At 72.4% G+C, this 20,659-nt stretch carries 25 protein-coding genes and 1 pseudogene; 14 read left to right on the forward strand and 12 right to left on the reverse strand.

Going from position 1 to position 20,659, the window contains the following annotated elements; translation table 11 throughout:
• Nucleotides 1–146 precede the first annotated feature (146 nt).
• A complete protein-coding gene (locus tag Q5425_RS11030) occupies nt 147–875 on the reverse strand; it encodes an alpha/beta fold hydrolase (RefSeq protein ID WP_308672058.1) in 729 nt (242 codons plus the stop codon).
• Between the two features lie 107 nt (nt 876–982).
• Between Q5425_RS11030 and Q5425_RS11035 the strand changes: the two genes are divergently transcribed.
• The 3 genes from Q5425_RS11035 (at nt 983) to Q5425_RS11045 (ending at nt 3,967) form a co-directional block, all read left to right on the forward strand.
• Nucleotides 983–2,236 carry a cytochrome P450 gene (locus Q5425_RS11035; protein ID WP_308672059.1) on the forward strand — a complete coding sequence of 418 codons (1,254 nt, stop codon included), beginning with the start codon at nt 983–985 and terminating at the stop codon, nt 2,234–2,236.
• Nucleotides 2,236–3,129, forward strand: a complete 894-nt coding sequence (locus Q5425_RS11040; protein WP_308672060.1) for a LysR family transcriptional regulator — start codon at nt 2,236–2,238, stop codon at nt 3,127–3,129. Before Q5425_RS11035 ends, Q5425_RS11040 begins: the two co-directional genes overlap by 1 nt.
• A gap of 91 nt (nt 3,130–3,220) precedes the next feature.
• Entirely contained in the window at nt 3,221–3,967 is a 747-nt protein-coding gene (locus tag Q5425_RS11045; RefSeq protein ID WP_308672061.1) for an SDR family oxidoreductase, read from the forward strand.
• Nucleotides 3,968–3,984: 17 nt separating this feature from the next.
• Here the strand turns inward: Q5425_RS11045 and Q5425_RS11050 are convergent, their stop codons facing one another.
• Both Q5425_RS11050 and Q5425_RS11055 read right to left on the reverse strand, forming a co-directional pair.
• On the reverse strand, nt 3,985–4,797 hold the full coding sequence (locus Q5425_RS11050) for a carbon-nitrogen hydrolase family protein (protein ID WP_308672062.1): 813 nt from the start codon (nt 4,795–4,797) through the stop codon (nt 3,985–3,987).
• Nucleotides 4,794–5,573 (reverse strand): DUF1295 domain-containing protein, encoded by a 780-nt coding sequence (locus Q5425_RS11055; RefSeq protein ID WP_308672063.1) that lies wholly within the window; start codon nt 5,571–5,573, stop codon nt 4,794–4,796. The genes Q5425_RS11050 and Q5425_RS11055 overlap by 4 nt, the downstream gene beginning before the upstream one ends.
• Before the next feature lie 30 nt (nt 5,574–5,603).
• Between Q5425_RS11055 and Q5425_RS11060 the strand changes: the two genes are divergently transcribed.
• Nucleotides 5,604–6,815, forward strand: coding sequence for a threonine synthase (locus Q5425_RS11060; protein WP_308672064.1), 1,212 nt, complete (start codon nt 5,604–5,606; stop codon nt 6,813–6,815).
• Here the strand turns inward: Q5425_RS11060 and Q5425_RS11065 are convergent.
• Nucleotides 6,812–7,165, reverse strand: a complete 354-nt coding sequence (locus tag Q5425_RS11065; RefSeq protein ID WP_308672065.1) for an arsenate reductase family protein — start codon at nt 7,163–7,165, stop codon at nt 6,812–6,814. The two genes, Q5425_RS11060 and Q5425_RS11065, sit on opposite strands and share 4 nt — an antisense overlap.
• A gap of 54 nt (nt 7,166–7,219) precedes the next feature.
• Between Q5425_RS11065 and Q5425_RS11070 the strand changes: the two genes are divergently transcribed.
• Together Q5425_RS11070 and Q5425_RS11075 are read left to right on the forward strand one after the other, a co-directional pair.
• Nucleotides 7,220–7,813 (forward strand): TetR/AcrR family transcriptional regulator, encoded by a 594-nt coding sequence (locus tag Q5425_RS11070; protein ID WP_308672066.1) that lies wholly within the window; start codon nt 7,220–7,222, stop codon nt 7,811–7,813.
• Nucleotides 7,810–8,430: an enoyl-CoA hydratase/isomerase family protein gene (locus Q5425_RS11075; protein ID WP_308672067.1), complete on the forward strand. Its 621-nt coding sequence runs from the start codon at nt 7,810–7,812 to the stop codon at nt 8,428–8,430. The genes Q5425_RS11070 and Q5425_RS11075 overlap by 4 nt, the downstream gene beginning before the upstream one ends.
• Nucleotides 8,431–8,433: 3 nt before the next feature.
• On the opposite strand, the gene Q5425_RS11080 is transcribed toward Q5425_RS11075, so the two are convergent.
• Together Q5425_RS11080 and Q5425_RS11085 are read right to left on the reverse strand one after the other, a co-directional pair.
• Nucleotides 8,434–9,711, reverse strand: coding sequence for an RNA polymerase sigma factor (locus Q5425_RS11080; protein WP_308672068.1), 1,278 nt, complete (start codon nt 9,709–9,711; stop codon nt 8,434–8,436).
• A gap of 5 nt (nt 9,712–9,716) precedes the next feature.
• Nucleotides 9,717–10,067 carry a YciI family protein gene (locus Q5425_RS11085; RefSeq protein ID WP_308672069.1) on the reverse strand — a complete coding sequence of 117 codons (351 nt, stop codon included), beginning with the start codon at nt 10,065–10,067 and terminating at the stop codon, nt 9,717–9,719.
• Nucleotides 10,068–10,171: 104 nt separating this feature from the next.
• On the opposite strand from Q5425_RS11085, the gene Q5425_RS11090 reads away from it, so the two are divergent.
• From Q5425_RS11090 to Q5425_RS11100, 3 genes are read left to right on the forward strand one after another with little or no spacing between them, the layout of a single operon-like run.
• Nucleotides 10,172–10,621 carry a hypothetical protein gene (locus Q5425_RS11090; protein WP_308672070.1) on the forward strand — a complete coding sequence of 150 codons (450 nt, stop codon included), beginning with the start codon at nt 10,172–10,174 and terminating at the stop codon, nt 10,619–10,621.
• Complete coding sequence (locus tag Q5425_RS11095; protein ID WP_308672071.1) at nt 10,615–10,839, forward strand: helix-turn-helix transcriptional regulator; 225 nt, start codon at nt 10,615–10,617, stop codon at nt 10,837–10,839. The genes Q5425_RS11090 and Q5425_RS11095 overlap by 7 nt, the downstream gene beginning before the upstream one ends.
• Complete coding sequence (locus Q5425_RS11100) at nt 10,836–11,801, forward strand: NAD(P)-dependent alcohol dehydrogenase (RefSeq protein WP_308672072.1); 966 nt, start codon at nt 10,836–10,838, stop codon at nt 11,799–11,801. Before Q5425_RS11095 ends, Q5425_RS11100 begins: the two co-directional genes overlap by 4 nt.
• 35 nt (nt 11,802–11,836) lie before the next feature.
• Here the strand turns inward: Q5425_RS11100 and Q5425_RS11105 are convergent, their stop codons facing one another.
• Both Q5425_RS11105 and Q5425_RS11110 read right to left on the reverse strand, forming a co-directional pair.
• Nucleotides 11,837–12,661, reverse strand: coding sequence for an NAD(P)H-binding protein (locus Q5425_RS11105; protein ID WP_308672073.1), 825 nt, complete (start codon nt 12,659–12,661; stop codon nt 11,837–11,839).
• Nucleotides 12,662–12,713: 52 nt separating this feature from the next.
• On the reverse strand, nt 12,714–13,082 hold the full coding sequence (locus Q5425_RS11110) for a YciI family protein (RefSeq protein WP_308672074.1): 369 nt from the start codon (nt 13,080–13,082) through the stop codon (nt 12,714–12,716).
• A 163-nt stretch (nt 13,083–13,245) separates the two neighbouring features.
• On the opposite strand from Q5425_RS11110, the gene Q5425_RS11115 reads away from it, so the two are divergent.
• Both Q5425_RS11115 and Q5425_RS11120 read left to right on the forward strand, forming a co-directional pair.
• Nucleotides 13,246–14,328, forward strand: coding sequence for an exo-alpha-sialidase (locus Q5425_RS11115; protein WP_308672075.1), 1,083 nt, complete (start codon nt 13,246–13,248; stop codon nt 14,326–14,328).
• Nucleotides 14,329–14,331: 3 nt separating this feature from the next.
• Entirely contained in the window at nt 14,332–14,616 is a 285-nt protein-coding gene (locus tag Q5425_RS11120; RefSeq protein ID WP_308672076.1) for a ubiquitin-like small modifier protein 1, read from the forward strand.
• Here the strand turns inward: Q5425_RS11120 and Q5425_RS11125 are convergent.
• Nucleotides 14,591–15,979 carry an MFS transporter gene (locus Q5425_RS11125; protein WP_308672077.1) on the reverse strand — a complete coding sequence of 463 codons (1,389 nt, stop codon included), beginning with the start codon at nt 15,977–15,979 and terminating at the stop codon, nt 14,591–14,593. The two genes, Q5425_RS11120 and Q5425_RS11125, sit on opposite strands and share 26 nt — an antisense overlap.
• A 24-nt stretch (nt 15,980–16,003) precedes the next feature.
• Between Q5425_RS11125 and Q5425_RS11130 the strand changes: the two genes are divergently transcribed.
• Nucleotides 16,004–16,435, forward strand: coding sequence for a MerR family transcriptional regulator (locus Q5425_RS11130; RefSeq protein ID WP_308672078.1), 432 nt, complete (start codon nt 16,004–16,006; stop codon nt 16,433–16,435).
• Between the two features lie 12 nt (nt 16,436–16,447).
• Here Q5425_RS11130 and Q5425_RS11135 read toward each other — a convergent pair whose 3' ends face one another.
• On the reverse strand, nt 16,448–17,521 hold the full coding sequence (locus Q5425_RS11135; RefSeq protein WP_308672079.1) for a serine hydrolase domain-containing protein: 1,074 nt from the start codon (nt 17,519–17,521) through the stop codon (nt 16,448–16,450).
• Nucleotides 17,522–17,698: 177 nt separating this feature from the next.
• Here Q5425_RS11135 and Q5425_RS11140 point away from each other — a divergent pair, with 177 nt between their 5' ends.
• A complete protein-coding gene (locus Q5425_RS11140; RefSeq protein ID WP_308672080.1) occupies nt 17,699–18,241 on the forward strand; it encodes a hypothetical protein in 543 nt (180 codons plus the stop codon).
• Nucleotides 18,238–19,341, forward strand: coding sequence for an MAB_1171c family putative transporter (locus tag Q5425_RS11145; protein ID WP_308672081.1), 1,104 nt, complete (start codon nt 18,238–18,240; stop codon nt 19,339–19,341). Before Q5425_RS11140 ends, Q5425_RS11145 begins: the two co-directional genes overlap by 4 nt.
• A gap of 108 nt (nt 19,342–19,449) precedes the next feature.
• On the opposite strand, the gene Q5425_RS11150 is transcribed toward Q5425_RS11145, so the two are convergent.
• Both Q5425_RS11150 and Q5425_RS11155 read right to left on the reverse strand, forming a co-directional pair.
• Complete coding sequence (locus tag Q5425_RS11150; RefSeq protein WP_308672082.1) at nt 19,450–19,788, reverse strand: hypothetical protein; 339 nt, start codon at nt 19,786–19,788, stop codon at nt 19,450–19,452.
• Nucleotides 19,789–20,244: 456 nt separating this feature from the next.
• Nucleotides 20,245–20,607 (reverse strand): annotated as a pseudogene (locus Q5425_RS11155) (GH25 family lysozyme); the annotation flags it as partial.
• Nucleotides 20,608–20,659 lie beyond the last annotated feature (52 nt).

Consider the following 20,659-nt stretch of genomic DNA (forward strand, 5'->3'; position numbering starts at 1 on the left):
TTCGCAGGTACGGACGGTGACGGCGGCGTGGAGCAGCAGTACAGGCGCTCGTCCACCGCGGTTTCCTAGGCTTTCTCGCGTCCGGTGGTGGCGAGGGGTTCGAGGAGCAGCCGTCGCATGGGGTACGACGGCTGCACCCGGACCTTCTACACACCGAAGCGCTTGAGCAGGGCCCGCACGGCGGCCGGGTCCTCGACGTGGGCGTTGTGCCCGAGGCCGGCGAGCGTGACCGCGTCCGGGTCGAGCGCCCGCAGCTGCTCCGGACGGCTCATCGGGTCGTTCTCGCCCGCGGCGAGCACGACCGGGCACCGCGCCCCGGCGAGCAGGGCCGGCATGTCCGGCGCGCCGAGGCCGAACGCGGCCGGGTCCATCGCGAGGCGCCAACCTCCCTCGGTCTCGCGAAGCCCGGCCGGGTCGGTGGGCGCGATCCCGAGCAGCCCGGAAACCTTGAGGTAGGCCTGCTCGGCGTCCGCCAGCGTCGCGAAGACCCGGGGCGGCCGGGCCGCGAACGACGCCGCTCGGTTCAGGTCGTCCTGGCTCCACTCGACCTTCACGCCCAGGGCCAGCACGCCGGCGACCTCGACGTCGTAGCGATCGGACGCCAGTTCGAGCGCGAGCACGCCACCGAGCGAATGCCCGGCGACGACCAGCGGCCCGCCGTCCGGCAGCGCCCGCGCGACCGCCTCGGCCAGCGTGGCGAAGCTGTAGTGCGGCAGCGGCGCGGACGGGCCGTGGCCGGGCAGGTCGGGCACCAGGACGCGCCGGTCGAGCAGGACCGGGAAGTGGGCCCAGACGGCGCCGGTCGCGCCGAGGCCGTGCAGGAGGAGGACGGCCGGGTCGCCCTTGCCGCCGGTGCGCATGTTGAGCGTGTCCATCCGCACAGCCTGCCAAACTGTCGGTGACACCTGGGGCTTCGCCCCAAGCCGGGGGCTCCGCCACCCGAGCCCCGGAAAAATTGTAGGGGCGCGGCTAGGGTCGGCTCGTGGCGATCACCGATCCGGACACCTACGTGCGAGGTGTCCCGTACGACGAACTGGCGCGGCTGCGGCGCGCCGGCCCGGTGGTGCGCGTCGACGACTTCTGGGCCGTGCTCGGCCACGCCGAGGTGCGGCGGGTGCTGCGCGACCCCGCGGTGTTCTCCTCGCAGCTCGGCGGGACGCAGATCCGCGACGCGGCCGACCTCGCCTACGTGCGCCGGATGATGCTCAACATGGACCCGCCGGAGCACGGCCGGCTGCGCGGGCTGCTCACCAAGGCGTTCACCCCACGCGCCGTCGCGAAGCTGACCTCGCAGATCGAGAGCTGGGCGCGGGAGTCCGTCGCGGCGGTGGCCGATCGCGGCGCGTGCGACTTCGCCGCCGTCGCCGCCGACCTGCCGCTGCGCACCCTCGCCGGGGTGTTCGGCGTGCCGGAAGAGGACCGGCGGCTGATGTACGACTGGAGCAACCGCGTGATCGGCTACCAGGACGCCGAATACGCGGTCAGCTCGACGGTTTCCGCTTCCGAGGTGAGCGACCTCGCCCGGGCCGCGCTCGCCGTCCGCCCGTCGCCCGGGCCGGACGGCGCGATGCCGGATCCCCGGACCCGCGCGGGCATGCCGGACCTCTACGCGTACGCGAACGCACTCGGTGAGTACAAGCGCGAGCACCCGGGCGACGACGTGATGAGCAACCTGATGCGGCACGTCGGCGACGACGGCGCCCGCGTCTCGCTCGCCGAGTTCGAGAACCTGTTCTGGCTGTTTTCCGTGGCGGGCAACGAAACCCTCCGCAACGCCCTGCCGGGCGGGCTGCTGGCGCTGCTCTCCCACCCGGCGGAATACCGCCGGCTGCTGGCCGACCGGTCGCTGTTGCCGTCCGCGGTCGAGGAGATGCTTCGCTGGTGGACGCCGGTCATGCACTTCCGCCGCACCGCGGTTGCCGACGTCCGGCTGTCCGATGTGGACATCCGGGCCGGGGACAAGGTGGTGGTCTGGTTCTCCTCGGCCAACCGCGATCCTTCGGTGTTTCCCGACCCGGACGTCTTCGACATCGGCCGGACCTCGAACGACCACCTGACCTTCGGCCACGGCCCGCACTTCTGCCTCGGCGCCCACCTCGCGCGGGTGCAGCTGCGGGCCATGTTCGACGCGGTGCTCGACCGGCTAGGCCACGTGGAGCTCGCCGGCGAGCCGGTGCGGTTGCGGTCGAACTTCCAGAACGGCCTCAAGTCGCTGCCGATCCGGTGGGCCCGCTGATGGAGATCCGCGAGCTCCGGGCGTTCGTCGCGGTCGTCGAAGCCGGCGCGATGTCGAAGGCGGCGCGGCAGCTGCACGTCAGCCAGCCGGCGCTGTCCCAGACGATCACCGCGCTGGAACGGCGGCTCGGCGTCCGGCTGCTGGTGCGCACGAGCACGGGCGTGCAGGTCACCGACGCCGGGACGACGCTGCTGGGTGAGGCCCGTGCCGTGCTGGCGCGCCACGACCAGGCCCTCGCGGCCATGGCCCGGCACACCGCGGCCGGCGGCGGTGTGCTGCGCGTCGGCGTTCCCCTGGAGCTGCCGCCGGAGCTGCTGCCCTCCGCGCTCGCGCGGCTGGGCGACACGCGGGTGCAGGCCCGGCACCTGTCGTCGGTGGCGCAGGTGGCCGCGCTGCGGGCCGGCGAGCTGGACGTCGGGCTGGTCCGCGAGCGCCCGGCCGGCGCCGATCTGGACGCGGTGCTGGTGGTGGCCGAGGACGTGGGTGTCCTGCTGGCCGCGGACGTGGCGGAGAAGCTGGGTTCACCGGTCCGGCTGGAGGACCTGGCGGGCCTGGAGTGGTTCGCCTTCCCCCGCGCGGGCAGCCCGGCCTGGTACGACGAGCTGGCGGCGATCCTGCGCAGCCACGGCCTCGACGTCGGCCCGGAGGTCCCGGAGGAGCAGCGGCTGATCGTCGAGCTGAAGATCCCGGCGGTCAGCGCGGGCGGCGCGTTCGCGTTCGCCCCGCCCGAGTGGCCGTACCCGCTGCCGGAGACGGTGCGGTGGGTGCCGCTGGCCGGTAACCCGATCGTCCGGCGGACCTGGGCCGTGTGGCCGGCGTCGTCGCACCGGCGGGACGTCGCCGAGTTCGTCGCGGCGCTGGAAGACCATCGGCAGAACGGATCGGGGGTATAAGGAGGGTCGAACGCTCATCCGGAAGTCTCGCCCGGGCGGCTCGCTTGAACTCTGCGACCGGGGAAACACCCGGGTTTCGGAGGAGTGAGCGATGACTGCAGAACTGTCCGGGTCGACGGCGCTGGTGACCGGCGGGACGAGCGGGATCGGCCGGGCGACGGCGGTCGCGCTGGCCGGGCTCGGCGCGCGCGTGGTGCTGTCCGGCCGGGACGCCGGGCGCGGCGCCCAGGCCGTCGAGACCATCCGCGCGGGGGGCGGCAAGGCCGACTTCGTCGCGGCGGACCTGAAGGACGCCGCGTCGGCGCGGGCCCTCGCGGCCCGGGCGCGGGAGGTGGGCGGGCCGATCGACGTGCTGGTCAACAACGCCGGCGTGTTCCCGACCGGGCCGACTTCGGGCTTCCCGGAGGCGGACTTCGACGCCGTCTTCACGACGAACGTGAAGGTGCCGTTCTACCTCGTCGCCGAGCTGGCGCCGGAGATGGCCGCGCGCGGCCACGGCGCGATCGTGAACGTGTCCACGATCGTGGCGACGGCCGGTATGGCGGGAATGGCGCCCTACGGCGCGTCGAAGGCGGCGATCGAGCTGATGACGAAGGCCTGGGCGGCGGAGTTCGGGCCGTCGGGCGTGCGGGTCAACGCGGTCAGCCCGGGTCCGACCCGCACGGAAGGCACCGCCGCGTTCGGCGACGGCCTGGACGACCTGGCGGCGGCCGGCCCGGCCGGACGGGTGGCGGCCCCGGAGGAGATCGCGGCGGCCATCGCGTTCCTGGCCGCGGGTGACGCGAGCTTCGTCCACGGCGCGATCCTCCCGGTGGACGGCGGCCGGCTGGCCGTGTGAGCCCTCGCGGGACGGCGTCACCTCAGGAAGGTGACGCCGTCCCGCGGTCGCTCGTCGACCGTCAACGAGAAGACGTCCGGCCGCGAGTAATGCCCCGAGACGTCGAGGCTGTGCCGCGCGGCCACGATCTCCTCGAGGTCGATCTCCGCCGTGATCAGGCCCTCCGCGTCGCGCAGCGGGCCGGCCAGCACGTCCCCGAGCGGGCCGGCGATCACGCTGCCGCCGCGGAACGGGTCGTCGCCCGAAGCCTCGTACGGGCACGCCGAAATCACGAAACACCGGCCCTCGTCGGCGATGTGGCGCATCGACGCCTGCCAGACGTCGCGGTCGTCCGCCGTGGGCGCGCACCAGATTTCGACGCCCTTCGCGTACATCGCCGCCCGCAGCAGCGGCATGTGGTTCTCCCAGCAGATCGCCGCGCCGGCCCGGCCCGCCGCCGTCGGGACGACCGGGAGCGTGGAGCCGTCGCCGCGGCCCCAGACCAGGCGTTCCCGCGCGGTGGGCACCAGCTTGCGGTGCTTGGCGACCAGCCCGAGCCGCGGGTCGAGGAACACCACCGTGCTGTACAGCGTCGAGCCGTCGCGCTCAATGACGCCCACCACCAGCGTCGCGCCGGTCCGGGACGCGAGCCCGGCCAGCTCGGTCACCTCGGGGCCGGGCACGGTCACCGCCGCGGCGAAGTACCGCACGAAGGGTTCCTGGCGCGGGTACCCGCCGAGGACGGCTTCGGGCAGCACGACCAGGGAAGCGCCGCGGATCTCGTCCTCGAACGCCAGGATCCTCGAGACGGGGACCCCGGTCGCGATCTGCAGCGCGGCGACGACCGTCATCCGCGGGCCGGCCAGGGGACCACCGCCGACGTCCGCCGCTGGTAGTCCGCGTACTCGGGGTACCGCGACTTGGTGATGCTCTCGGTGAACCGCGTCGAACCGGCGAACAGCAGCGTCAGCAGGACCGCGCCCACGACCGTCCACTGCAGACCGCCGGCGACGACGCCGAACGCGGCGACCGCCCACCACTGCGCCTGCTCGAAGAAGAAGTTCGGGTGCCGCGAGTAGCGGAACAGCCCGCTCTGCAGGAACCGCGTCGGCGCGCGGCCCGCGTGCTTCTCCCGGTGGAACGCCCACTGCTGCTGGTCGGCGACCGTTTCGCCGACGAGGAACGCGGCGAACACCACCGCGACGACGACGTCCGCCACGCCGAACTCGCCGGGGTGCTCCAGCGCGGTCAGGGCGGGGAGCGTGATCAGCAGCAGGATGGCGTTCTGGTACAGCGAGATGAAGAAGAAGTTGAACAGCTGGAACTGCCAGGGGGCCATCCGCTCGCGCAGCACCGCCCACCGGTAGTCCTCGCCGCCGGGCGCGTAGCCACCCTTGCGGGCGAAGTTGAAGGTCAGCCGGATGCCCCAGAGCGCGACCAGCGCGAACAACACGTCGAGCCGCGGGTCGGCGAACCCGGCGGCACCGGCGAAGATCCCCGCGTAGACCGCCGGCACGATCGACCAGATCCGGTCGACCCAGGAGTACTCCCTGGTCAGCACGGACACCAGCCAGGTTCCGAGCGTCACCCCGGCGAAGACGTACAGGCACACCCGCAGCGCGTCCATGTGCTCACTTTAGGACCTAGGATCGGCACCGTGCCCTACTCGTTCCTCAGTCACCTCGAGTGTTCCCGGACCGGCGACCGCCTGGACGCCGACGCCGTCCAGGGCCTCTCGCCGGCGGGCGCGCCCCTGCTCGCGCGGTACGACCTCGACGGCATCCGCGAAGCCGTGACGCCGAAGGAGATCGCGGGGCGCGAGCCGACGCTGTGGCGCTACCACGAGGTGCTGCCCGTGCGCTCGGCCGAGCACGTCGTCAGCCTCGGCGAGGGCATGACGCCGTTGCTGCGGCTGCCGCGCTACGGCCGCGAACTGGGGCTCTCGCGGCTGTGGATGAAGGACGAAGGCCTGATCCCGACCGGCACGTTCAAGGCACGCGGGGCCGCGGTCGGCGTCTCGCGGGCGGCCGAGCTGGGCGTGCGCGGGATCGCGATGCCGACGAACGGCAACGCCGGCGCGGCCTGGGCGCTGTACGCGGCGCGCGCGGGGCTGTCGAGCCTGATCGCGATGCCGGACGACGCGCCGGCGATCACCATGCGCGAGTGCGTCACCGCCGGGGCCGAGCTGTACCGCGTGGACGGTCTCATCGGGGACGCGGGCAAGCTCGTCGCCGCGGCGGTGAAGCGGCGAGAAGGCGTCCAGGACGTCTCGACGCTGAAGGAGCCGTACCGCATCGAGGGCAAGAAGACGATGGGGTACGAGATCGCCGAGCAGTTCGGCTGGCGGCTGCCGGACGTCATCCTCTACCCCACCGGCGGCGGCGTCGGCATCATCGGCATCTACAAGGCACTGCTGGAACTGCGGGAGCTGGGCTGGGTTACCGGTCCGCTGCCGCGGCTCGTCGCCGTCCAGGCCACCGGCTGCGCGCCGATCGTCACGGCGTTCTCCCGCGGCGAGCGGGAAAGCACGCCGTTCCCGGACGCCCGGACGATCGCCTTCGGCATCACCGTGCCCAAGGCGCTGGGCGACTTCCTCGTGCTCGACGCCGTGTACGCGACCGGAGGCACCGCGGTCGCCGTCACCGACGAAGAACTGCTTACGGCGCAACGGGAACTGGCCGAGCGTGAAGGCGCCTTCGTCTGCCCGGAGGGCGGAGCGTGCTTCGCCGCGTTGCGGCACCTTCGCACGAGCGGATGGCTCGAAGGCGACGAAGACGTCGTCGTGCTGAACACCGGCGCCGGACTCAAGTACCCGGAGACGGTGCCCCTGGACGTTCCGCTCCTGGCGAAGACCGACGCGATTCCCTAGAGGACCGACCGCACCGTTCCGGGGTCGCGGGCGACGACCGCCGTGCCGTCGTCGGCCGTGATGATCGGGCGCTGGATCAGCTTCGGGTGCGCGGCCAGCGCGTCGATCCAGCGGGACCGGTCGCCGGGGGTGCGTCCCCACGTCTTGAGGCCGAGTTCCTTCGCGACCGGCTCGGCGGTGCGCGTGATGTCCCACGGTTCGAGGCCGAGTCGCTGCAGCACGGCTTCGAGCTCCGCCGCCGTCGGCGGGTCCTCGAGGTACCGGCGCACGGTGTACTCCGCGCCCGCTTCGTCCAGCATCGACACCGCGGACCGGCACTTCGAGCAGGCCGGGTTGATCCAGATTTCCACGGGCGGCAGCCTACCGCGCTGGTTTTGGAGCACGTGTTCTGTTACGGTCGCGCCATGCCCCGCCCCCGCGTCCACGACCTCGACGCGCTGCTCGACGTCGCCGAGCGGCTCGTCGCCTCCTCGGCGGATGTGACCGTGCGTGGCCTGGCCGCGGCGGCCGGAGTCCCGAACGGAACGATCTATCACGCGTTCGGGTCGCTCAACGCCTTGCTGGCCCGGGTCTGGTTGCGCGCGGCGACGGCATTCCTGGACCTCCAGACGTCGCTCGTGGACCGGGCTCCTTCGCCGGTGGAGGCCGTCGTCGCGGCGGCGGACACGCCCGCGGAGTACGCGGCGCTGCGTCCCGACGGGGCGCGGATGCTGCTCAAGGTCCGGGGAGACCGGCTCTTCGGGCCCGAACTGCCCGACGAGCTGGCGGAGGCCCTGCACGCGGTGGACAAGCGGCTGGTCGCGCTGCTCGTGCGGCTCGCCCGGCAGCTGTGGGACCGCGGCGACGGCCTGGCCGTCGAGGTGATCACGACGTGCGTCGTCGACCTGCCGACCGCGTTCTTCCGGCGCGACATCACCGACCCCCTGGTGCGGGACAGGCTGGCCGCCGCGGTGCGGGCCGTGCTGACCGTGCCCCCTCGAGAGAAGGACCGACCGTGACCGTTTCCGTACTGGACCTGGGCGACGACGAGAACCGCTTCTCGCCGGACTGGCTGCAGCGCGTTCATTCCTTTTTGGACGGTGTGGAGGGCGCCCTGGTGACCACCGGCGGCGGCAAGTTCTATTCGAACGGCCTCGACCTCGAATGGCTGACGGCCCACAGCGACCAGGCGTCCCAGTACGTCACGGACGTCCAGGAGCTGTTCGCGCGGGTGCTGACGTTGCCGGTCCCGACGGTGGCGGCGGTCAACGGCCACGCGTTCGGCGCGGGCGCGATGCTGGCGATGGCGCACGACTTCCGCGTGATGCGCGGCGATCGGGGTTATTTCTGCTTTCCGGAAGCGGACATCAACATCCCGTTCACCCCCGGGATGGCGGCGCTGATCCAGGGCAAGCTGACCCCGTCGGCGGCGATCGCGTCGATGACGACGGGACGGCGTTTCGGCGGCACGGAGGCGGCGGAGATCGGGCTGGTGGACGAGATCGCGGCCGAGGGCGAGGTGGTGAAGGTGGCGAGCGAGAAGGTGCGGGCGCTGGCGGGGAAGGACCGCGGCACGCTGGGGGCGATCAAGGCGACGATGTTCGCCCCGGCCGTGGCGGCTTTGCGGGCGGCGTAGGCCTCATCGCGGCCCGGTCACCTCGGCCAGCCGGCCGCGCAGATGCACCCGCTCCGGCTCGGTCCCCGCCAGCTCCAAAGCCTCCCGATAAGCCGCAGCCGCTTCCGCACTCCGCCCGAGCCGGCTGAGCAAGTCACCCCTCGCCGCCGGCAGCGGGCTGTACCCGCGCAGCCGCGGCTCCTCCGCCAGCGAATCCAGCAACGCCAACCCCGCCGCCGGGCCGTCTCGCATCGCCACCGCCACCGCGCGGTTCAGCTCCACCACCGGTGACGGCGCCAGCCCGCGCAACACCTCGTACAACGCCACGATCTGCGGCCAGTCCGTGCCCGCCACGTCCGCGGCCTCGTCGTGCAGGGCCGCGATCGCCGCCTGCACGCCGTACCCCCCGGGTGGTCCGCCGGTCAGTGCGACGGGGACCAGCGCCGTCCCCTCCTCGATCATCGCGCGGTCCCAGCGGCTGCGGTCCTGGTCGTCGAGCAGCACCAGGCCGCCGTCCGGGCCCGTGCGGGCATCGCGGCGTGCGTGGATCAGCAGCATCAGCGCCAGCAGGCCCGCGACCTCCCGCTCCGCGGGCAGCAGCCGGCGCAGGATCCGCGCCAGCCGGATCGCCTCCTCCGCGAGGCCGAGCCGCTGCAGGTCCGGGCCCGAACTGGCCGCGTACCCCTCGGTGAAGATCGAGTACACCACCTGGAGCACCCCCGGCAGCCGCCCGGGCAGCTCGGCGGCGTCCGGCACCCGGAACGGGATGCGCAGCGTGCGGATCCGGTTCTTCGCGCGCACGATCCGCTTTCCCATCGTCGCGCTCGGCACCAGGAACGCCCGCGCCACCTCCGGCGTCGTCAGCCCGGCGAGGCAGCGCAACGTCAACGCCGCGCGGTCCTCGGCGGGCAGCGCCGGGTGGGCGCAGGTGAAGAACAGCTGGAGCCGCTCGTCCGGGAGCTCGTCCCCGGTGGACGGCGGGGCGGGCGCGCGCTCGGCCTCGACCTGCAGCACGGCGAGCCGGGCCGCGTAGGCCTGGTCGCGGCGCAGCCGGTCGACGGCCTTGCGCCGCGCCGTCGTCATCAGCCAGGCACCGGGCTTCGGCGGCACGCCCTCGGCGGGCCAGTGCACCAGCGCGGCCTCGATCGCCTCCGACGTCACCTCCTCGGCCAGGTCGAGGTCGCCGAAGCGGCGGACGAGCGCGGCCAGCAGCAGCCCGCGCTCCTCCCGGAACACCGCCTCGAGGGTCAGCCGGGGACTCCCCCCGGAAGCCCCGGCCGACGCGCCCGCCCGCCCCGTCACCGCCGTCAGCCTTCGTAGCCGGCGAGCGGCCGCACCACGATCGACCCGCCGTCGCGGGAGCCCGGGCAGCGCGCCGCCCAGTCGAGCGCGACGTCGAGGTCCGGCACGTCGACGACGAAGTAGCCGCCGAGCACCTCCCGGGATTCGGCGAACGGGCCGTCGGTGACCAGCCGCTCGCCCGCGTCGTCCACCCGGACCGTCACGGCCGTGGTGAAGTCGGCCAGCGGGCTCCCGTAGAGGTAGACGCCCGCCTCCTGGATCTCCTTATAGAACAGCTGCCAGCCCTCCGGCGTGCAGCCGCCGATGGCCTCGCCGTCGGCGTTCAGGCTGGCGTTGATCAGCATCAGGTACTTCACGGGATCCTCCGGTGGTTCGGTTGCCGTACGCGGTGACTACGAACGGCTGACCGCCGCTTGGACACCCTCTCCGAGATTTTCTCATGTCAAGAAAGTTTGACACGATGTCTAATTTCTTTTACCTTGACCACGTGACCCACGAAGAGAAGAGCGCCTGGATCCTCGGGATCGCCGCGGTGGTGAGCTACGCGGTGTACCTCGTGCTGGTCCTCGGCCGGGCCGGCGGGCGACCGCCGGCCGAAGTCCCCTACGTCGCGACGCTGCTCTGGACGGTCGGCGCGTCCATCGTCGCGACGATCGTGCTGAACATCCTCGTCGCGGCGGTGTCGAAGGACGGCGCGAAAGACCAGCGCGACCGCGAGATCGGGCGCTTCGGCGAGTACGTCGGCCACTCGTTCGTCGTCATCGGCGCCGTGGCGGCGCTGCTGCTGTCGCTGGCCGAGGCGCCGCACTTCTGGATCGCCAACACCGTCTACCTGGCCTTCACGCTCTCGGCGATCCTCGGGTCGATGGCCCGGATCTTCGCCTACCGGCGGGGTTTCCAGCCGTGGTGAAACCGACCCGCGTCACCAATTCGCTCCGCGCCCTCCGGTTCGCGCACGGCCGGCTGACCCAGGCCGACCTCGCCGCCCGGATCGGCGTCACCCGCCAGACCGTCATCGCCATCGAGCAGGGCCGGTACTCGCCTTCGCTGGAAATGGCGTTCCAGATCGCGCACGTGTTCGGGGTGCCGCTCGAAGACGTGTTCCACTACCCGGAGGAGTCCTCGTGAAAGCCCTCGTCCAAGACCGCTACGGAAACCCCGGCGTTCTCGAACCGCGCGACATCGCGAGACCCGCGCCCGGGCCCGGCGAAGTCCTCGTGCGTGTGCACGCGGCAGGCGTCGACCCGGGCGTGTGGCACCTGATCACCGGGCAGCCGTACCTGCTGCGCCTGCTGGGTTTCGGCCTGCGCGCGCCGAAGAACCCGGTGCGCGGCCTCGACTTCGCGGGCATGGTCGAGGAAGCCGGCGACGGCGTCACGGCGGTCCGGCCGGGGGACGAGGTCTTCGGCGAGTGCACCGGCGCGTTCGCCGAGTACGCCGTCGCGAAGGCGGATCGGATCGCGGTGAAACCGGCCCGGCTTTCGTTCGAGCAGGCGGCGGCCACCGCAGTCTCCGGCTGCACCGCCCTGCAGGGCCTGCGCGACGCCGGCCGCGTCCGGCCGGGACAGTCGGTGCTGGTGATCGGCGCCGCCGGCGGTGTCGGGTCGTTCGCGGTGCAGCTGGCCAAAACCTTCGGCGCCGAAGTCACGGCGGTGTGCAGCACGGGGAAGACGGACCTGGTCCGCACCCTCGGCGCGGACCACGTCGTCGACTACACCCGCGAGGACTTCACCGCGCAGCGGTACGACCTCGTCCTGGACACGGCGAGCATGCGCGGGGTGCGGTACCTGCGCCGCGCGCTGACCCCGGGCGGCACGCTGGTGCTCGTCGGCGGCGAGGGCGGCGGCCGCTGGCTGGGCGGGATCCAGCGGGTCGCCGGCGCGGCGCTGCTCAGCCCGTTCGTGGGCCACCACCTGCGGGGACTGGTCTCCTCGGTCCGCGGCGCTGACCTCGAAGTGCTGCGCGAACTGGCCGAGGCCGGGCGGGTGACGCCCCTGCTCGACCGGACGTACCCGCTCGCCGACGTCGTGACCGCGATCGACTACGTCCACAATGGACACTCGGCGGGCAAGGTCGTGCTCACGGTCTGAACCCGCGGCCCGGCCGCACGACGCGGTACACCGCGTCAGCGGAAGGCGTCCGCGTGAGCCTCGACCCACTGGGCGAAGCTGCGAGCCGGCCGCCCGGTCACCTCGCCCACCGTCGGGTACACCGTCGCCTCGTCCAAGGTGCCGTCGACGTAGAAGCTCCAAAACGCCTCGACGTACTCCCGCGGCATGGCCGCCGCCAGCTCCGCGCGCGTCTCGTCGTCCGACAGCCCCACAAAACGGAGGTCACGGCCGAGCACCGAAGCCAGCACCTCGACCTGCTCGGCCGGTCGGATCGCCACCGGCCCGGTCAGCTCGTGGACCAGCCCTTCGTGACCACCCGCGAGGGCGAGCGCCGCCACGGCCGCGATGTCGGCCGGGTCGATGCACGCCGCCGCGACGTGCGGGAACTGGGCGCGGACCGTGTCGCCCGCGCGCAGCTGGGGCAGCCAGCGCAGGGCGTTCGACATGAACGCGCGCGGCCGCAGGAACGTCCAGTCCAGACCCGACTCGCGCACCGCGCGCTCGGACAGGGTCATGTAGCGCGAGACCGCGTTGTCCAGGTCCGCCAGTGCGGCCGAACCGCCGGACAGCAGCACGATCCGCCGCACCCCGGCGTCACGGGCCTGCGCGAGCATGCCGGGCATGTTCTCGTAGCCGGACAGCAGGAAAACGCCTTCGACGCCCGTCAAGGCATCCGTGAGGCCGTCCGGAGAGTTGAGGTCGCCCACCGCGGCCTCGGCGCCGTCCGGCAGCTCGGCGTCCGGGCGGCGCACCAGCGCCCGGACCGGTGCGCCCGCCGCCGCGAGTGCCGAAACCACTTCACTGCCGACGTTGCCGGTGGCGCCGGTGACCAGGTACATCGCTCTACCCCCCAGAGTCGTTGCCCCGCCAGCCTAGCGCCACCGGCCGCCGTCACCCCTGCGGCAGTTCGTCGAACTCCACGACCTGGCGGATCTCCACCTCGATTTCCTGGTCGAACAGCTCGACGTACTGCTTGGCGAACTCGACGGCCTCCGCCCGGTCCGCCGCGTTGATCAGCGCGAAGCCGCCGATGACCTCCTTGGCCTCGGCGAACGGCCCGTCGGTCACGCGGATCGCGGCGCCGCGCGGCTTGCGGACCAGCGAGCCCTTCTCCGACGGGTGAACGCCCTCCGCCGTGATGAGAACGCCCTTCTCCGCCGACTCCTGGACGAACGCGCCCATCTTCTCCATGAACTCCTGGCTGGGGTTCCACGACTGCGGGTCGCGCTCGTCGACCCGGTGCATCATCAGAAACCGCATGTCCTGCTCCCTGGTGTTCTACGGCCGGGGTCCGGTGCGTTCCCGGACGCGGTGACCGGCCTTCACCCCCGCGTCGAACGGCCGGATCCGGTGTTCGACATTTCCCCGGGGAGATTTTTCCGGCAGAGTACCTGTGACCTGCATCACCGGAGGAAGGTGTCGGATGTCCGTCCTGCTCGCGATCGGCACGCGCAAGGGTCTGTGGCTGGCCACCAGCACGGACGACCGGGTCACCTGGGAGGTGACCGGCCCGCACCACCCGATGACGGAGGTCTACGCGGTCGGCATCGACACGCGCCGCGCCACGCCGCGGCTGCTGGCCGGGGTGACCAGCGAGCACTTCGGACCGAGCGTGGCCACCAGCGACGACCTGGGCGCGACCTGGGCGGAACCCGACCACGCCCCGATCGCGTTCCCGGCGGACACCGGCGAATCGCTGGCCAGAGCGTGGCAGCTCGTGCCGGGCCCGGCGAGCGAGCCGGACGTCGTCTACGCCGGCACCGAGCCGTCCGCCCTGTTCCGCTCCACCGACGGCGGCCGCACCTACGAGCTCGTCCGCGGCCTCTGGGACCACCCGCACCGCGAGCACTGGACGCCCGGTGGCGGCGGCAAGGCCATCCACACCGTCCTGCCGCACCCCACCGATCCCGGCCGCGTCACCGTGGCGATGTCGACCGGCGGCGTCTACCGCACCGAGGACGGCGGCGAGTCCTGGGCGGCGAGCAACACGGGCATCAAGGCGGTCCACGTGCCCGACCCGTACCCCGAATACGGCCAGTGCGTGCACAAGGTCGCGCGGCACCCGGCCGAGCCGGACCGCCTGTTCGCGCAGGTCCACCACGGCGTCTACCGCAGCGACGACGCGGGTGCGACCTGGCAGTCCATCGCCGAGGGTCTGCCCAGCGACTTCGGCTTCCCCGTGGTCGTCCACCCGCACCGGCCGGAGGTCGTCTACACGTTCCCGCTGGTCGCCGACGCGATGCGGTTCCCGCCGGACGGCCGCTGCCGGGTGTACCGCAGCGAGGACGCCGGGAAGTCGTGGGAGGCGCTGGGGCGGGGCCTGCCCGACGGGTACTGGGCCGGCGTGATGCGCGACGCGATGTGCACCGACGACGCCGACCCGGCCGGGGTGTACTTCGGTTCGCGGACCGGTGACGTCTACGCCAGCCGCGACGACGGCGACAGCTGGCAGCTCGTCGCGGCGCACCTGCCCGACGTGCTGAGCGTCCGCGCCGCGAGGGTGTGAGCCGTGCGGATCACCGTGCTGCTGCCCGGCACGCTGCGGGAGAAGGCCGGCGGCGAGTCCCGGCTCGACGTCGAGGTCGCCGAACCGGCCACGCTGGGTGCCGTGCTCGACGCGCTCGCCGAGCGCCACCCCGCGCTGGAGCGGCGGCTGCGCGACGAGCAGGCGGGGCTGCGCCGGTACGTCAACTTCTACGTCGACGGCGAGGAGTGCCGCCACCGCGACGGCACCGCGACCGTGCTGCGCGAGGGCGCCGAGGTGCAGATCATCCCGTCGGTCGCGGGAGGCTGAGCTCGTCGAACAGCGAGGCCGCCCGGCGGGCCGTCGCGGCGGCCCGCCGGCCCGTGCCGAACAGCGCCAGGGCGAACAGGCCGGCGCCGAGCCCGGCGACCAGCCACCACACCCCGTGCGCCGAGCCCGCGAGCGCGACGCCCAGGGTCGTGCCGGTCTGCCGGCCCGAGGACGCCAGCGAGGCGGCCACCCCGGCCATCGAACCCGGCATCCCGGAGACGGCGGTGTTGGTGATCGGCGGGTTGACCGTGCCGAGGAAGACGCCGAAGAGCAGGAAGGTCGCGAGCACCACGGGCAACGGCGTCGCCGGGCCTAGCCACGCCGCCGCGGCGCCGCCCGCGGTGAGCGCGACGCCGGCGACGACCAGCGGCCACCGCGGGCCGCGCGTGCCGACCAGCCGTCCCGTCCGCGGGGACAGGACGAGGACGAGCAGCCCGACCGGAAGCAGGCAGAGCCCGGCCGCCAGCGCCGTCATGCCGCGCACCTCCTGCAGGTACTGGGTGGCGACGAACAGGAAGATCCCGAACCCGCACAGGGCCAGCACCGCCATGACGATCGCCGAGCTGAACGCGATGCTGCGGAACAGGCGCAGTTCGAGCAGCGGGTCGGCGCGGCGCGGTTCGCAGCGGAGGAGGCCCAGCACGCCGAGCCCGGCGACGACGAGCAGGCCGAGGATCCACGGTGACGTCCAGCCCAGCCGGCGCGCTTCGATGAGCGCGCAGACGACACTGCCGAGCACCAGCAGCACCAGTGCCTGCCCCACCGGGTCGAACCGGCGGGCCCGCGGCGCGCGCGACTCGGGCACGAACACCGAGGTGGCGACGAGCGCGGCGACGATGATCGGGACGTTGACCCAGAAGACGGCCCGCCACCCGAAGCCGTCGACGAGCGCGCCGCCGAGGATCGGCCCGAGCGCCAGCGCCAGGCCGGACATCGAGCCGAACACGCCGATGGCGCGGGCGCGCTCGGCGGGCGCGGGGAAGGTGGTGGCGACGATGGCCATCGCGACCGGGTTGAGCATGGTGCCGCCGGCGGCCTGCACCGCGCGGGCGGCGATCAGCCAGCCGATGCCCGGGGCGAGGCTGCACAGCAGCGACCCGAGCCCGAAGAGGGCGAGCCCGTACCGGAAGACGCGTTTGCGGCCGAACCGGTCGGCGGCCGAGCCCGCGAGCACGAGGAACACGGCCAGCACCAGCGTGTAGGCGTCGACGGTCCACTGCAGGCCGGAGACGGAAGCGCCGAGGTCGTGGCGGATCGACGGCAGGGCGACGGTGACGATGGAGATGTCCATCACCACAACGACGATGCTGGCGCAGCAGATCGCGAGCACCAGGCCGGGACGGCTTGCGGTCGGAACGTTCATGCGGACGACGCTAGGATTTAGAGCGTGCTCGAAGTCAACCCGATCCCTGCGGAGGGCCTGACCATCGCGGACGCGGCCCGCCGCACCGGGGTCAGCGCGCACACGCTGCGCTACTACGAGCGCGCGGGCCTGGTGGTCACGCAGGTCGACCGCACCGGCGGCGGCCGTCGCCGCTACCGGAAGCCGGACCTCGACTGGATCAAGATCTGCACCAAGCTGCGCGCCACGGGCATGCCGATCAAGACGATCCGCCGCTACGCGGACCTGGTCGCCGCCGGCCGCGGCAACGAGCCGGAACGCCTGGCGCTGCTGGAGGAGCACCGCGCCGAGGTGCTGGCCCGGCTGGACGAGCTGCAGGAGAACCTGCGGCTGATCGACCGCAAGATCGGGGTGTACCGGGGCCGCCTGGAAGCGGGCGACGCGGACGGCCTGTGGGCGCCGGCCCAGCCACGCTGAGCCGGCGGGCAGCTACCCGAGACCGCCGTAAGCCGCGGTCACCATGGTCATGCCCCGGCCGTCCCCGGTGATGGCGTCCTTCATCCGGTTCATCACGTAGGCGACGGTCAACCCGGCGTCGAAGTCGTTGAACACCAGCGAGCCGCCCATCCCGCCCCAGAAGCAGTTGCGCCCGCTGATGCCGTAGCCCAAGCCGTACCGCATCGGCACGCCGAGGCCGTGGTCGAGCCCGTGGTACTGCTCCTCCAGCGCCCGCTCGCACCCCGCCCGCGACAGCAACCCCGCCCCGCCGGACGTGAGGACCGACTGCACGGCCGCGACCGACCGGGCATTGCCGTAGCCGGCCCCCGAAGGGATCTCCGCACGCCGCCACGCCACGGTGTTCGTGTCGTCGGGCACGAGCTCCGGGTTGGGAGCGGCGTCGAACAGTTCGGTGGGCGGCGGCACGGTCATCCCGCCGGGCGGAGCCAAGGACGGCGCGACGCGGTGGTCGTGGGAAGCGGGCAACCCGATGTGGAAGTCCGCCCCCAGCGGCCCGGCGACCTCCGCGGCGAAGAACGCACCGAGGGACCGGCCGGTGATCCGCCGGACGACTTCACCGAGCAGGAACCCCTGCGTGACGGCGTGGTAGCAGCCGACCTCCCCCGGCGTCCACCGCGGCGTCTGCCCGGCCAGCAGCGCGGTCACCTTGGGCGCGTCGCACAGATCGGCGAGGGTGATCGGCGTGTCCCAGACGGGCAGGCCGGCGGTGTGCGACAGGACGTGCCGCACCAGCACGCCGCCGGCGCCGAACTCCGGCCAGTACCGCACGAGCGGCGCATCCGGATCGAGCTCGCCCCGATCGGTGAGGATCAAGGCGCACAAGGCGATCATCGTCTTGGTGGTGGACCAGACGTTGGTGATCGTGTCCCGTTCCCAGGCCACGCTCCGGTCCGCATCGGCGTACCCGCCCCAGAGGTCGGCCACGGGCTGCCCGTGGACGAACACCGCGACCGACGCACCGACGTCGTCGTTGGCCAAGGACTCCGCCAAGGCGTCGCGCACCTCTCGGAACCCCTCATCGCACGTGCCCTGCAAGTGCACCATGGGGAGTGACCTAACCCCGCCGGTGCCGGCGGCGCCACCGAATTGGGCGTCGCGACCCGGGCGGCCGATCATCGACCGGCTCGGCGTCGTCTACCGTTGGTGGCGGAACGGGTCGGAGCGGTTGCACAGAGGTGACCGCCGGGAGCACAAGGCCACCCAGCGACAGCGGGGCGATCGGTGAGGGAACGCGAGTTGCGGCGCCGCTGCAGGCGGCTGCTGAACGAACTGGGCATCAAGCCACCCCTCGACGTCCTCGAGCTGTGCCGGAGCATGGGCGAACAGCGCGGCCGCCCGATCCGGCTGATCGCGCACCGGATCCCGGTGCCGGGTCCGTTCGGCGCCTGGATCGCCACCGGGCAGGCCGACTACATCGTCTACCAGCAGGACACGAGCAAGGCCCACCAGCGCCACATCATCCTGCACGAGCTGGGCCACATGCTGGCCGGCCACGGCGCCACGGCGGAGAACCACGGCCTGACCGCCGGGCTGACCCCGCCCCGCGACCTGCGCGAGCAGTACCCGGACCTGGAGCCGGAGCCGATCCGGCAGGCGCTGCTGCGGACCTCCTACGACACCGACCACGAGCGGGAGGCCGAGACGGTCGCGACGATCATCCTGGAATGGGCGTCCGTGCTGGACCGGGTGGCCCCGGAGCCGTCGGGCGAAGGCGCGGCGCAGCGGATCGAGGCCGCGCTCGACGAACGGCTGGGGTGGTTGTGAACAGCAAGATCACGCTGATCGTGGTGCAAGGGGTGCTCCTCTTCCCCGCTCTGCTGTGGAAGATCTACCAGCTCACCCGGGCACCGGGTGACGTCGCCCGGTGGATGGTCACCGCCTGCCTGGCCTGCTTCGCGGCCGCCTACCCGCTCGGTCTCCTGGCGGGGGACGTCAACCAGCCGGAGCCCGGATCGATCGTGCCGCTGCTGTTCCAGCACATCTTCCTCTGCGGGCTCGTGTTCTCCCTGGCGTGCTTCTTCCTGTTCTCGGCGCTCCCGGCCGCCCGCGCCCGGCGGCGGGCCCGGCTGGAAGCGGTGCCGCTGGGCCTGGCGATCCTGGTGATGGCGATCGTCACGGTGCTCATGCCCGACGTCCCGCCGCGGGAGTACCCCCGCACCGGGGTTTCGGTCTTCTACCTCGCGGCCGACCTGTACCTCACGTACGGCATCGCGAGCGCGTGCTTCTTCGCACGCCGCTACGCGCGGGGCGCCGCACCCCGGCTGGCCCGCGGGCTGGCGGTGGCATCGGCGGGTTTCGCCATCGGTGCGGTGGGCGGGGCCACCTTGATCGCGGTGGTCGTCGTGCACTGGGCGGGCGCGGCGATCCCGTGGCTGCTGGTGCAGGCCACGGTTCTGCTGGTGTTCCCGAGCGCGATCCTGCTGGTGGTCGGCCTGTCCTATCCGGGTGTCGCCACCCGCCTGGCCGCGGCCCGCGTGTGGTGGCAGCACCTGCGCGCGTACCACCGCCTCGGTCCACTGTGGACCCGGCTGCACGAGGCGTTCCCGGAGGACGCGCTGAGCCGCACCCCGCTCAACCCGTGGCGGGACACGCTCAGCCTGCTGGGCGTGCACCGCCGCTACTACCGGCGCGTCATCGAATGCCGCGACGGGCTGGTCCGGATCAGCCCGTACCTGGCCCACGGGGACCAGGACGGCCCCCTGGCCGACCGCCTGGCGGAAGCCCTACGAGCCCACGCCCGCCGCGAACCGGTACCGGAGGAGGCAATGCCGGTAGCCATCCCCGAGGGCGGCAGCCTCGACGACGACGTCCGCGAGCTGGTCACCCTGTCCGAGTCACTGGTTTCCCCGGCGGCGTCCCGGTAACCGCAGCAGCCTGACGTACCTTGCCGGCGGCGGACTCAGCGTGATCGCACCGTCGGACGCGGGCTCTGCTTGCGCCGCCCCCATAATGCTCCATCACGGTGAAGCTCTTCACCTTCCTTCCAGCACCGACCGGCTCGCGGGTTCACTGGCCAGGTGCCTCGGACCGCTCCGATCCGCTGAGTTACGACGCGTGCCACCACGGCACGCGTCGGTATCGCCGAAGAGCACGACGAACAACGACACCGGAAACCGGCCCCATGGACGAAATTCATTCACCGTCGATTCGACCTCAGCCGCACTCAACAATCGGAAACCCTCATCCTGGAGCAAACCCACGATATGGGCTTCCTCGGCAAAACCCGCCGATCCCCAGACCGTCCGGCACGGGATCCGTGATCGCCGGACCGCGGCCACCACGTGCTTGCAACTGGCGAGGGGCTCGCCCATGCTTACCGTTCTACAAAGCACAGTGACCGACGTCTATGCAGGTCAGAACACCACTACGCGTGCCTGTGTTCCTCGTCACCCGGGAGGGTCGACCTCGTCCGAGGTCGACCACTCCCGAAGCGGCGACTCCGGGAACGTGCCCGTGACCCCGGGTGTCGGCGAGCCCGCTCACCGGATGCGGCTCGTCGACACCGACCATGTGCTGGCCCAGCCGCCGTCGCCGGCGCAGACCCGTGCCCCGCTGCCGTTAGACCAAACCGGCCAGGAAGATACGCCCGCTCACCGCGCTGTCGGCCTCACCAGCACGGACAGCAGATGAACTGGAGCCGCGGACCGATGACCTGCCCACGATCGTCTATCACCAGCGCGAAGACACAACCGATTGCTCGATATCGGTCCAAGTCACCGACAGCAGTGCCGTCGCAAGGTCCGCGGTGAATCCGGGTGCCGTATCCGATCCGCGGTTGAAGACGGGTTGTACTCGATGTCGAGTACCGGCGGCAGCGTCTTCCCGTCGTTGGCCCAACCACCACCGTTCGCGACGAAGAACTCGGCCTGGGCGACCCCGGAAGCCCGGTCCGGCAATCCGAAGTGATACGCACCGCGCACGAGCCCCGCGTTCGCCGACCCCGCGTAGTTAGTCGCGAACGTCGGGTCGAGGTAGGTGGTGCTCTCGGTCGCCTTCATGTACGCGAACTTGGCGCCCCTCGCCGCCACCCCGGGCCAATCCACGGTGGCCGCCGACGCCTGGCCAGGCCCGGATACCAGCGTCCCGGCGAAAACCACCGCCACGACACCGGTGCCGGCCACTGCGCGCATTGAGCGGAATTTCACGAATAGCCCGTCTGCCAGTCAGCCGTTCTTGGACTAC

It is taken from the genome of Amycolatopsis sp. A133 (assembly GCF_031082405.1).
Lineage (GTDB): Bacteria > Actinomycetota > Actinomycetes > Mycobacteriales > Pseudonocardiaceae > Amycolatopsis.

Excerpts from the sequence above, each read along its gene's own strand:
- Q5425_RS11030 (WP_308672058.1), bottom strand. The coding sequence starts at position 875 with ATGGACACGCTCAACATGCGCACCGGCGGCAAGGGCGACCCGGCCGTC.
- Q5425_RS11040 (WP_308672060.1), top strand. The coding sequence starts at position 2,236 with ATGGAGATCCGCGAGCTCCGGGCGTTCGTCGCGGTCGTCGAAGCCGGC.
- Q5425_RS11045 (WP_308672061.1), top strand. The coding sequence starts at position 3,221 with ATGACTGCAGAACTGTCCGGGTCGACGGCGCTGGTGACCGGCGGGACG.
- Q5425_RS11050 (WP_308672062.1), bottom strand. The coding sequence starts at position 4,797 with ATGACGGTCGTCGCCGCGCTGCAGATCGCGACCGGGGTCCCCGTCTCG.
- Q5425_RS11055 (WP_308672063.1), bottom strand. The coding sequence starts at position 5,573 with ATGGACGCGCTGCGGGTGTGCCTGTACGTCTTCGCCGGGGTGACGCTC.
- Q5425_RS11070 (WP_308672066.1), top strand. The coding sequence starts at position 7,220 with ATGCCCCGCCCCCGCGTCCACGACCTCGACGCGCTGCTCGACGTCGCC.
- Q5425_RS11090 (WP_308672070.1), top strand. The coding sequence starts at position 10,172 with ATGTCTAATTTCTTTTACCTTGACCACGTGACCCACGAAGAGAAGAGC.
- Q5425_RS11105 (WP_308672073.1), bottom strand. The coding sequence starts at position 12,661 with ATGTACCTGGTCACCGGCGCCACCGGCAACGTCGGCAGTGAAGTGGTT.
- Q5425_RS11110 (WP_308672074.1), bottom strand. The coding sequence starts at position 13,082 with ATGCGGTTTCTGATGATGCACCGGGTCGACGAGCGCGACCCGCAGTCG.
- Q5425_RS11115 (WP_308672075.1), top strand. The coding sequence starts at position 13,246 with ATGTCCGTCCTGCTCGCGATCGGCACGCGCAAGGGTCTGTGGCTGGCC.
- Q5425_RS11125 (WP_308672077.1), bottom strand. The coding sequence starts at position 15,979 with ATGAACGTTCCGACCGCAAGCCGTCCCGGCCTGGTGCTCGCGATCTGC.
- Q5425_RS11135 (WP_308672079.1), bottom strand. The coding sequence starts at position 17,521 with ATGGTGCACTTGCAGGGCACGTGCGATGAGGGGTTCCGAGAGGTGCGC.
- Q5425_RS11150 (WP_308672082.1), bottom strand. The coding sequence starts at position 19,788 with ATGGGCGAGCCCCTCGCCAGTTGCAAGCACGTGGTGGCCGCGGTCCGG.